Raw genomic sequence first — 11,078 nt, 5'->3', positions numbered from 1 at the left:
TATCGCAATTTGGCCCAGCCCCTAAGGTAACTGATTCAAATATGCGACAAGCATTTTTTGAAAACAAATATTGTAAATCAAATAATTAACGAGTCTTTTTACAATTATTAAGAGACACTAGTGAAAAATATTGTTTCTATAAATATTGTCATGACCGCCTCCTATCAATACGGCTTTTGTCCCAATCCGGTAATATATGCAGCCAAAGACCTCCATGCCACAAGCCCCGTCATCGTGATAAGTCGCACATACCCGATGATTCGACTGCAAATGGTGAAAATAGCAATACTTTACCTTTATACCTCGTTCTGAAGGGTCACGACCATAGTACAAAGCACCCTGGTCATCGATTTCCTTACAGACGTGATGTATGTCACAGTACTCTATCAGATGATCATTTCCACATAGATGTATGGCCATACTGGGAGCATCAAAAATTTCACATTTCGTAATGCGGTTTCCTACCCCATCGACAGATATTCCCGGGCGATAAGACTTTTCGATGCGGTTAAAATCATATATTCTGCAATTTTCCACATAATTACCGGCTGGAGTGAGTGTACCGCGGTCACCACCTCCTAAACTGATGCCTCCTGAGCCAACCTGATATATTACACAGTTGGAAACTCCATTATTTTTACCGCCTTTTCTATCGAATAACCTGTCATCGTACAAACGGGATGATAATGTTCCGATTACTCCGCCCACTCCTTCTTCATACTTTCTATCAGATTCATGCTGGGCTTTATATACATCTCCGTCCGGTAAGTCTCCACGTCCGATTGAAACGGCCACATACCCCAGGTTCCTAAAAATACAGCGATCTACTTTCACGTTTTCCGAAGTATCCATATAAACGCCCATTCCTCGGGAATATTCAAAAGTAAATCCCTGGATAAGAATATTCTTAGAAGATTCAATATAAAACATGGGAGCTTCCATCACAGAAACATGCACATCATAAACATCCTCATCAACAGGCAAAAAATAGAGTTTTCCATTCTTCTTATCAATCACATATTCCCCAGGTTCATCAATTTCCTCCACCAGATTCAACGCATACCAGCGCTGGAACGGCAGACCGCTTTTAAATCCATACATCGTGGACATCGAAGCCGTAATCGTCTTCTTCAAGGTATCAACCGATGCCAAAGGTATCAACCGATGCCAAAGGTATCATATCATCCGCATATCCATAAGCAAAATAACCGGCAATCCAGGCTCCCTCTGCCGATTTCCACGATGAGGGCCTGTCTTCAATATATTCAAACTGTGGAAGGCCCTTGCCAAACTGCCTTATCCGAGGGATATCCCCAGTACAATGGACCTTTCCAATCAATACAGTACTGTCATTGGGCCAGCGAGAAAGATGCATTGGCCGACCGTTAACAAATAACTCGGTCCATGAAGGAAGTGCAGCACGGCCAAAGCCTTTCGGAGTGATTTCTGCTATTTCCACCCCTAAGGAATTCACATCAATTTCTTTCACTTTATCCTTGACATGAGGCTGTAACCGGGATATAACAGACTCATCCCGAATTGCTCTTATCTGGTTCTTTCCTACTGAAATTCCCCCTGTAAATGATACTTTTTCAGACCGGTAAGGACGAAGTATAAGGTTCTCACCCATGATTTTCACACTATTCAGAAGGCGGTATTCTCCCCCTCTGAACTGAATTTCCACAGTATCAGTTCCATGCCTTTGTGCAATTTCCACAGCCCTCTGTACGGTCTTGAAAGGAGACTTCAAGGTACCGGCAGCATTATCGTTTCCTTTTACCGAAACATAATAGATATGCTTCTCACAAAATGCAGGAAAGCATATCAAAACAAGCATTATCAGCAACAAATTTCTTCTTTTCATACATCAAAGACTATACGTTCTGCATTATCAGCAAAACAAATTCATACTCAGGCCAAGGCCAGTTATTGACTTAACAGGCTTATGAATTCAGGCCTCAGCCATTAATCAGGATAATATTGTTTTAAGGAATAATGTACAAAGCATTCAACATTATATTTTCCCGGATGTTCTTTTAAATCATTACGATTTCGTTCAAAAAGAATCGAAGTTTTATCTAAATGCTCATCCGTTACTTTTATGGTGAGTGTATGTTCCTTATCAGGATCCAAACCATTTACAAGTTCTGCAAAATGATAACGTGAGTAAAATGTAAAAGTTAACAAAGCCAATATCCATGCTTGCAATCATACCCTATTGGTTGCAAAACATTTAAAACCAATTAATGAATAGAGAAAAAAGAAAGGCGGATAAAACCTAGAAAAACCAAATTTTTCCGCCTTTCAAGCTTTAGTCCATTATAACAAAAAGACCAACCAAACTATTATATTACTCAAATTTATGAGTGACGAACTATTTTACACATGTCTTAGTATACCCACTCGGTAGATGTATCTTCTGAAGATACTCCTTTTATCCATTTAATAGTCTGAGCACTTACGGTCAATGGATGTCCTTTGCCTGTAAGATCTGCAAATGACTTACCGGCCTCATCATAAGTAGCCTTATTGATTCTCCAATATCCTTCAAGTCCGGCCGATGTCGGAAGCACTGATTTCATATTAGACTGAATCTGACTTTCTGTTCTGCAGACAGACCATACGCGGACTTCTGTAATCAATAATTTACAGTTGTTCCAATAAGAATTTGTTTCAAACCATTTCACAAAATCAAACTGACCTGCATTTTCTACCGGATATTCCTTAGTACCGGCGAATGCTCCGTTTACATATATGGTAATGGCTCTTCCATTATAAGACACAGCCAGATGCTGCCATATATTGGACTCAAAAGAAAGTTCCGGATTAATCCACTTATCAGGAATTACATGGAACTGTACCAAAGAGTGTGCCTTATGTCCATCCTGATCTTGCTGAGGGTCTTCAAAACGTCCAGATAAATGGCCGTTATTAAATACAAAACGGTTGCGGTTTGCGCTGTTCTGCATTTGGAAACGACATTCTACAGTATACTGTGGATAGAACGCTGTAAAATCTTCATTTACCAGATTAGGAGCCCCTGTAAATTGAGCCAGTTCATTAGTCAATACCGGAGAAACCGCAATCACATACTTTGAGGTAACAGGTGCAACGGTCACGTTACCACTAATAACTTCAATCGTCAAAGGAAGTGCAAGTGGCTGATCGGCAATCTCTTCCGGAATTTTATTCAACATAATTTCCAAATTATCAGACGTATAATTACCAGCCGAAATAGTCACTTCTCCTCCTAAATCGTATAACGACTTATCCATCAGCAGATATTCGCTGGACTGTTCTTTATTATAAATGGCAAGGGCTGTCTCATCTATGCCGAAACGCAGTCTCACATCCTCACTTACTTTATCACTCAATGCCATTTTTAAAGTTACTTTCTTGCCTCCCATAGGTACGGTGGTTACTTGCCCGGCTATTCCGGTACCTCCGACACTTTCCTGAAGAAAGACAATAGGACCAGCAATACTATATTCAGCATCATCACAACTTGTAGCAAATAAAGCTACAAATAATGTATACAATATATTTATTAGATATCGTTTCATATTTTTCTATTATTTATTAGGTGCTACATAATCATCGTCTGTTACAATCTTCGCTCCAGGAGCTGGATTCTGTTGCTGAATGGCTTTACGGAACCACTTGTAAGGAGTATTGCTAACAGACTCATTATTAAATTTATACCCTCCAAATCCTCCTTTTCTGAATCCATTGGATGGCTGCCATGAAGCAAATCCCAAAATAGAAGGCATGACCTCTTTGCTCCATCTACGATTTTGGATATCAGTCCAGAAGAAACCTCCGTTCAAACAGTCCATGGCTGATTCCAGGTTTTCTGTAACAATGAACTTATTGGTAACTTCTTCTTCTGTGAGAACTTCCTGGAATGCGGTAACACATTGAGAAAGGCGTCTGTCTTTATCAGCAGCCGTAGTTCCAGCATTAGGAGAAGGCGTACCACCAGATACAGAATAAGCCTGTGAGACAAAATAATCTACACATTGAGCAATTTCAGGAGTAAGCCGATTCACATACCCATCAATCAAGAACAGTCTTCCTGTAGAAGATTTTGGTCCGAAATAGTTACTCAATTCTCTGACGAGCCATCCGAAATAAGTCATATTCTTATCCAGCTCACCTCCTGGCTCATAATCAATATCAAATCCATCATATCCATACTTATAAAGAGTATCCGAAATGGCCTTGGCATATTTAGCAATTGCAGACTGAATCGCTTCGTTATCGCCGTCTATCCATCCCCAGAATTCTTTTTTCTCTTCAATCGATCCATTATGCTCAGGTGGAGTATATCCGTCACCGATATTATTCACAAAGGCACAAACTACCACCTTGGTACCTTTTACTTTTTGTACATATTCAAGGTCCTTCTTCTTTGCTTCGGTGAGGTTACGCTGGTTATCCCAAAGAGAAATAATATCCATAGAATCGGGTACAGCAGAAAGTGTTGCCGACATGTTGGCACTTCCTTCTCCCCAACCGCTGAACCAGCCAAATGCAACAGAGTGTTCCGAAGCCTTATAAGCTCTCAAAGCTTCATAATAGGCCTCATCCCTATCTATCTGGTCAAGCGGACAATCATCGTATACATTAACCTCGGGTTCAGTCCAGTTACTGCATCCCGCTAATACAAATAATAATACAAACAGTAAGTTTGTTTTCAAGTTATTGTATTTCATAATCCTTATTTTTTAGTTATTATTTTTTTGCCCAGAACAAGTCTGTAGCTTCATTGTCAGAGCCACCTAAAAGAGAAAGGGCCTTCTGATAATTCTCTGAGTTAAGATCTTTTTCCTGATACGGATAACGGACTCTTCTAGCACCACGAACCACGTCGGAAATAACACCGCTACTGAGATTACTTACACTTGGAGCAAGTTCCGGATATCCCGTACGACGATAATCGGCCCATGCTTCCAAGCCAAGCGGATAATTGGCAATCCACTTCTGAGTAATGATCTGTTCAAGATGTTTTTCCGGAGTAGACTCAGCATCCCAAGCAATCTTAACTTCTGTTTTTCGATCATAGTTCTGTGATGCAAGCGCTTCTTTATGATCTCCAGGTACACTGGTTTCATCCGCAAGGTATGCATCGGCTCCAGATACTCCCCATTGTTCGAAAGAACGTTTTACACCTTCTTCATAGTAGGTACGTGCATCTCCTTGAATCCATCCTTTCAGAGCAGCTTCGGCCAAAAGGAACTGTGATTCCGCTGCCACAAAAACAGGCAGCAAGTCTTCATGATTGAATGTAAGTTTACTTCTATATCCATCTCCTGCCGGCAGAATTTCATTTCCTCTTCTCAGGCCCACATATTTGCCATATTTTGACCATGTGGCCGAAGCCGGAGTAAACCATTTATCGGCACGAGGGTCATTATACCCTACGGTATAACTGACAATAGAAGATGACGGACGCAATTCATTCCAGATGGATCCTGCAATGTTATAAGGATTACCCATAGATTTCGGGTCTCGCATGGCATTCTCTGAATTGGACTGGATATAGCCAATAGGAGAATTCATTGCATCAACGAAAGCTTCTTTATTGCCCGTTCTCATGGCCACTCGCATGATAATAGATTCTGCAAATTTTGCCCATAAGGAGTAATCTCCCCCATAAATAGGGTCTGAAGATCCTAAGGGTTTATATCCTGGAGCCGAAGCTACAAAATCAGAAAGTACCTCTGCCGACGACTTTAAGTCATCAATGATATGCTTGTAAACGTCCTCGGCTGAATCATATGCTACGGTCATGTCTCCATCCTGAACGCAAGAATAAGGGATAGGGCCATACAAATCAACGACACGTACCATCGAAGCAGCCTTTATCAGTTTAGCCATGGCATAATAATGTCCTCTGCCTTCGGTTATTTTTTCAATTTTAAAATAATTAGCATAAATCGTATTAAAGGCCTTATTATACGGAATAGCAGACCACTCATCGGAAGGGTTGAAAGTATCAAAATTCTGTCCTGACCAACGGCTGTTCAGTGCAAAATAGCCACCTAATGTACCCACCATCTGATCGACATATTGAGAAGAGTTCTGCTGGGCATACATCAAAGGTTCAAACATTGGTGCAATCAATACAGAAGGATCCTCCACACGCAACGCATACGGTTCTGTATTATATTCTTCAAACTTACCGATACAACTGCTTGCCGTAACTACAGCAAGAGCTATTAAGACAGTCTTATTGATTATTTTATTCATAATAGTAATGTTTAGTACTGGAATTTAATATTAAATCCAAAATTACGGGTGCTAGGAAGCATGAAATAATCCACTCCCTGATAATAGTTATTTCCTGTTGAGGCAGAAAGTTCCGGGTCAAACGGAGCCTTACAATAGATCATGGCAAGATTTCTTGCTACGAATCCCACTGTCAATCCTACTTTGTCTTTAAACCACGACTTCGGGAAACTATAATTCAAAGAAAGTTCTTGCAAGCGTACATTGGTCGCATCATAGATATAATATGCACCATGTCCACCATTGGCTGTAGAGATTGTTTGATAATAACTCTTGGCACTGATGGTTCCCTGATTGACTTTGATCGGATTGCCTTCTCTTGCCAAAGCAGAAGTTTCAGACACACCATAATAATCCAAAATACCCTGAGTACCGGAATATACCAGTCCGCCGATACGTGCTGTAACAACTACGCCTAATGATATACCCTTATAGTCAAAATTGTTGCTCCATCCAAGATTACACTTCGGGGCAAGAGAACCGACCTTGACAGGCTCTACTTCTTCCATAGAGATATTACCATTATTGTCTACTGCCACGAAGCCATTGTAGTCGCGTTTGATAAAATGATTTACATAGATATCTGAAAGAGAACCACCTTCACGAAGGATGACCTGAGGAGCTACGTTTGCAGCACCAAGCCAGGCTTTCCGTATTTCCGTAATCTGGTTTACCTCTCCGGTTAACGGATTGACAATATCATCTCCAAGGTCTACAATCTTATTTTTATTAAACGTGAAAGTAAAATTACTTCCCCATGAAAAATCACCCCAGGTATTATTATAGCCGACACCCAGTTCTACACCTTCATTCTGTACATTACCTGTCTGTGCGATAAAGTTTGAGTAACCCGATGAAGCCGCCAGAGTTCCATATACGGTCTGATTGAATGTATTTGAACGGTAATATGTAACATCAAGATTTATATTTTTAAGCAATCTGGCATTAACACCTATTTCCCAAGAGCGAGTATTCTCCGGTTTCAAATCCCGATAAGGATAAGTTGAGTTTTGCGACCATGTACCGTTCTGCTCATTAAACACAAGACTCGGATTTGAAAGATATCTTGAGAAAGCATTTGCCACTTGCGAATAAGAGCCACGAACTTTAAGGTATGAAAGCCACTCAGGCAGTTCAACCAAATTTGAAACTATAGTAGAAACACCTATTGACGGATAAAAGAAAGATTTCTGTTTTGAAAAAGCAAGTTGAGAAGCCCAGTCATTTCGTCCGGTCAGGGTTAAATAAACCGCATCATTCCAGCTTCCTTCCACAGATGCGAATATTGACTGAACCTGGTCGTGCCAACCTTTTTCATTTCTCTTGAAATGAGATGCCAGATCAAGATTATTTGCCGCAAAATGATTAGGAACAATCAGGTCTCCTCCCATATAAATGCTATTAAAATATTGGTCATTCAATGAAGTTCCGACATTCGCTACCAATCTGAATTTATCCCAGCTTTTATCTACATTTGCCATCACATCGGCATATACGGTCCGGTCGGTTCCATCTTCCACACGATAGCCACCATTAAGACCTGCAAGAGTGGTACTTGTAGATGCCGCATATTTATTATTCTGTTTCGTAGTCGATTCATCCATCCTTACTCGTCCTACGATGTTCAGCCAGTCGGTCACATTCCATTGAAGAGAGGCATTTACCATATAACGTCGCTTGGCCATTTCCCGGTTCATTCTGTTCTGAATCCAATAAGGATTCTGAATGGTATGCGCCCCTGTTCCATAAGGCCAATATTGCATCTGGATTCCACGTGCATCATTCCATCTTTCAAAAGATCTGACTTCATCAAAATTTTCTCCTCTAGGGAACAGATAAAGGCCGACAATAGGGTTGTTATACACTCCCTGTGATACCAGGTTCTTGTTATTCTGTATAATAAAATTAACGCCGAAATCAAAAATCAATTTATCTTTGGCAAATTTCGTTGTATTACGGGCAGAGAAATTGTATCTGTTATAACGGCTCTCAGGAATAATACCTGTCGAATTGGTGGTAGAAGCTGAGAAGTAAGTCTGGTTACGGGCATTTCCCGTAGAAAGAGACGCCGAGTTGATAATATTTGTACCCGTATTAAAGAAGTTTGCCGGATCATAGCTGTAGCTTTCCGGAAGCAATTCACTCCAGCTTTCATAATCTGCAGCTGTCTTTCCGTACCGGCTTTGCATGTCAGGCATCATATAGGCTTTGGAGAATGTAGTTGAGTTATTGATGGTCACAACCGTTTTTCCCTCAGCACCTTTTTTAGTATTGATAATGATCACACCATTGGCGGCAGCCGATCCGTAAAGAGCGGCAGCCGAAGGGCCTGTCAGCATGTTTACTGATTCGATATCTTCCGGATTTATATCTGCAGCAGCTTCCGATCCGGTAGAACCTCCATAAACACCGCCTCCACCATCAAAGTTACGGTTATACATAGGAATACCATCAATCACATAAAGAGCCGTATTGCCTTTTTCAATGGATTTCATACCACGCATGACCACACGGGTAGAAGAACCCGGACCGGCAGCACCTGCATTAATGGTCACACCTGCTACTTTACCCGCCAGTGAGTTCATAAAGTTGGCATCTTTAACCATGGTAATCTGGTCGCCTTTTACTTTCTGTACATTGTAGCTCAATGCTTTTTCTGCACGCTTTATACCCAAGGCAGTTACTACTACCTCATCAAGCACTTCTGTGTCTTCTTTCATATTCACGCGCAACAGCACTCCTAATTTACCATCCAGAATTTCTTTCTTATAACCGATGTATGAGATTTCCAACTTCACATTAGGTTTGGAAGTCTTAAGGACAAAATTTCCATCAAAATCGGTAACTGTTCCATTCGAAGTACCCACTTCCAATACCGTCGCTCCAATAATCGGCTCCCCTTTACTGTCTAATACCTTTCCCTTCAGTTCATATACAGACTCCTGGTCGCCAGCCTTGGCACGTTTACTTTCCTTGCTAGATAATATAATATTTTTATCAAGCACAGAATATGTGATATTCGTACCCTCAAATACCTGCCCCAATACTTCGAGAATATCACGCTGATGAGAAGATACTGATACACGGCGAGTTAAATCGATATGCTTATTGTTGTAAAAGAAACTATACTCAGACTGATTTTCAATGTCCTCTAAAACTTTACCGACTGTCACATTTTTCGAATCAATACTAACAGGCGCAGTCTGTGCATATACGTCAGAAGCATAGCCTATCCCTAAAGAAGTAATAAAAAAGAAGGCTGACAACTTCATAGTTCGAGACAACTTCAATGAAGCAAACCTACGCAGTTTACCTGATTGAATTCTCTGCTCCGAAGCAGAATAATAAAAATTGTGTTCCATAAATTGTATTAAATATTAAAGGTCTATTATGCTTTTCATTCGTTACAAACAAGTAGAAGCAACCCCCAAGAATAAGAGGAAAAAACATTCTTCAGTTTTTCATTTGTCAAGATGAATTATACATATTCATAATTTAAGAGTTTAATTATTTTATCAATATATTTCAATATGAGTTTCGATTTGAGAACGGTTTTCCTGATCAATATAGCGCCAGCGCAAACCAATAGATACCTTAAAGTATTCGAGTATACGCTCAAGACGCTGATTGGTAAACGTACCTGTAAAAGAGCCGGTTGGTTGAACTCCTTCTCTGATAAAGAATTTCACGCCATAGCGTTTTTCCAGGATACGTAACACTTCTTCAGCAGGAGTATTGTTTAAAATAATCTTATTGTCTTTCCACGCTGTCTCCGTTTCACAGGATGTCTTCAGCAGCTGTACCTTTCCTTCGTCGGCATCATAGAGGATTTTCTGGTTGGGCGTCAGCAACACCCGGTTTTCCTTATTTCCTTCCCGATAGTCGAAGCCGATTTTTCCTTCAACCAGGGTAACGGCTACATTAGAGTCTTCCTGATAAGCCTCCACATTGAAACTGGTTCCCAAAGCCTCTACCTTAACGTCATTAGAAGCAGATACGATAAAGCGCTTTTTCTTGTCTTTCTCCACTTCGAAGAATGCCTCTCCGTCCAGTTCCACCAAACGTTGGTTGGTTCCTGAAAAAGAAGACGGATAACGCAAGGTAGACATTGAATTCAGATGTACGACCGAATTGTCCGGCAACACTACTGTGGCAATCATTCCCGGATTCGTACGTACCTCCATCATGCGGACATCATCCTCACGGGTAAAATACTCCACCAGCAAGGCTGTCAGTACCGGGAGGAACAAAATCGCTGCCGCACGCTGCATCCACATCCATATCACAGTTCTTCTGGAACCGGACATTCTGCGTTTTACCTTCTTCAGGGCCTTTTCTGTATTCAGGGTCTGCTGAAGCTGAAGCGTATCAGTAGCCAGATAAAGCATTTCTATCTGCGAGGCCAGCCGGCGGTGTTCGGGACTTTCTTCCAGCCAGGCTTCTACCCGGCTGCGTTCTTCACCCGACAACGTACCCTGACAGTACTGCATCAGCAGGTGTTCCATATCATTTTCCTGAATTTCTATAATGTTTTCTTGAAGTTTCATATTCTATTATTTTGTGTTTCTATATACATGACAATTCTGCGGCTTCCTCCCCTAAACTAAAATGATATTTTTTTTATCTTTTTTTTCGGGGTAATTATTATCTTTGTGATATACGTGCGACAAGAAGTCGTACAAGTAATTGTTCAGCATGATGTCTGAACCTGTTGTTCCGTCAACAGTAGCCTAAAGAGGCGTGCTTTACGAGTAATTGTTTGGTGCGAAGCCCTCTTGACAATATGG

At 40.9% G+C, this 11,078-nt stretch carries 7 protein-coding genes; all 7 read right to left on the bottom strand.

Annotated elements, in window-relative coordinates; genetic code table 11:
- Window positions 1–117: 117 nt before the first annotated feature.
- Window positions 118–1,101 carry a right-handed parallel beta-helix repeat-containing protein gene (locus tag H3001_RS17750; RefSeq protein WP_246368688.1) on the bottom strand — a complete coding sequence of 328 codons (984 nt, stop codon included), beginning with the start codon at window positions 1,099–1,101 and terminating at the stop codon, window positions 118–120.
- Between the two features lie 37 nt (window positions 1,102–1,138).
- Window positions 1,139–1,864, bottom strand: coding sequence for a hypothetical protein (locus tag H3001_RS17745; protein WP_181215652.1), 726 nt, complete (start codon window positions 1,862–1,864; stop codon window positions 1,139–1,141).
- 526 nt (window positions 1,865–2,390) lie between these two features.
- Window positions 2,391–3,563, bottom strand: a complete 1,173-nt coding sequence (locus H3001_RS17740) for a BT_3987 domain-containing protein (protein ID WP_181215651.1) — start codon at window positions 3,561–3,563, stop codon at window positions 2,391–2,393.
- A gap of 9 nt (window positions 3,564–3,572) precedes the next feature.
- Window positions 3,573–4,715 carry a glycoside hydrolase family 18 gene (locus H3001_RS17735; RefSeq protein WP_178243846.1) on the bottom strand — a complete coding sequence of 381 codons (1,143 nt, stop codon included), beginning with the start codon at window positions 4,713–4,715 and terminating at the stop codon, window positions 3,573–3,575.
- Between the two features lie 19 nt (window positions 4,716–4,734).
- Entirely contained in the window at window positions 4,735–6,252 is a 1,518-nt protein-coding gene (locus tag H3001_RS17730; RefSeq protein WP_178243844.1) for a SusD/RagB family nutrient-binding outer membrane lipoprotein, read from the bottom strand.
- A gap of 11 nt (window positions 6,253–6,263) precedes the next feature.
- Window positions 6,264–9,563, bottom strand: a complete 3,300-nt coding sequence (locus H3001_RS17725; RefSeq protein ID WP_181215650.1) for a SusC/RagA family TonB-linked outer membrane protein — start codon at window positions 9,561–9,563, stop codon at window positions 6,264–6,266.
- A gap of 243 nt (window positions 9,564–9,806) precedes the next feature.
- A complete protein-coding gene (locus H3001_RS17720; RefSeq protein WP_219915895.1) occupies window positions 9,807–10,838 on the bottom strand; it encodes a FecR family protein in 1,032 nt (343 codons plus the stop codon).
- Between the last annotated feature and the right edge of the window lie 240 nt (window positions 10,839–11,078).

Origin of the sequence: Phocaeicola faecicola (genome assembly GCF_013618865.1) — a bacterium.
In the GTDB taxonomy this organism is placed as follows: Bacteria; Bacteroidota; Bacteroidia; order Bacteroidales; family Bacteroidaceae; genus Phocaeicola; species Phocaeicola faecicola.
The sequence above is the reverse complement of the archived record's forward strand: the minus strand, read 5'-3'. Positions and strand labels throughout refer to the sequence as shown.

Coding starts and splice junctions, on each gene's coding strand:
- H3001_RS17745 (WP_181215652.1), bottom strand. CDS start 1,864: ATGAAAAGAAGAAATTTGTTGCTGATAATGCTTGTTTTGATATGCTTT.
- H3001_RS17720 (WP_219915895.1), bottom strand. CDS start 10,838: ATGAAACTTCAAGAAAACATTATAGAAATTCAGGAAAATGATATGGAA.
- H3001_RS17740 (WP_181215651.1), bottom strand. CDS start 3,563: ATGAAACGATATCTAATAAATATATTGTATACATTATTTGTAGCTTTA.
- H3001_RS17750 (WP_246368688.1), bottom strand. CDS start 1,101: ATGTATGGATTTAAAAGCGGTCTGCCGTTCCAGCGCTGGTATGCGTTG.
- H3001_RS17730 (WP_178243844.1), bottom strand. CDS start 6,252: ATGAATAAAATAATCAATAAGACTGTCTTAATAGCTCTTGCTGTAGTT.
- H3001_RS17735 (WP_178243846.1), bottom strand. CDS start 4,715: ATGAAATACAATAACTTGAAAACAAACTTACTGTTTGTATTATTATTT.
- H3001_RS17725 (WP_181215650.1), bottom strand. CDS start 9,563: ATGAAGTTGTCAGCCTTCTTTTTTATTACTTCTTTAGGGATAGGCTAT.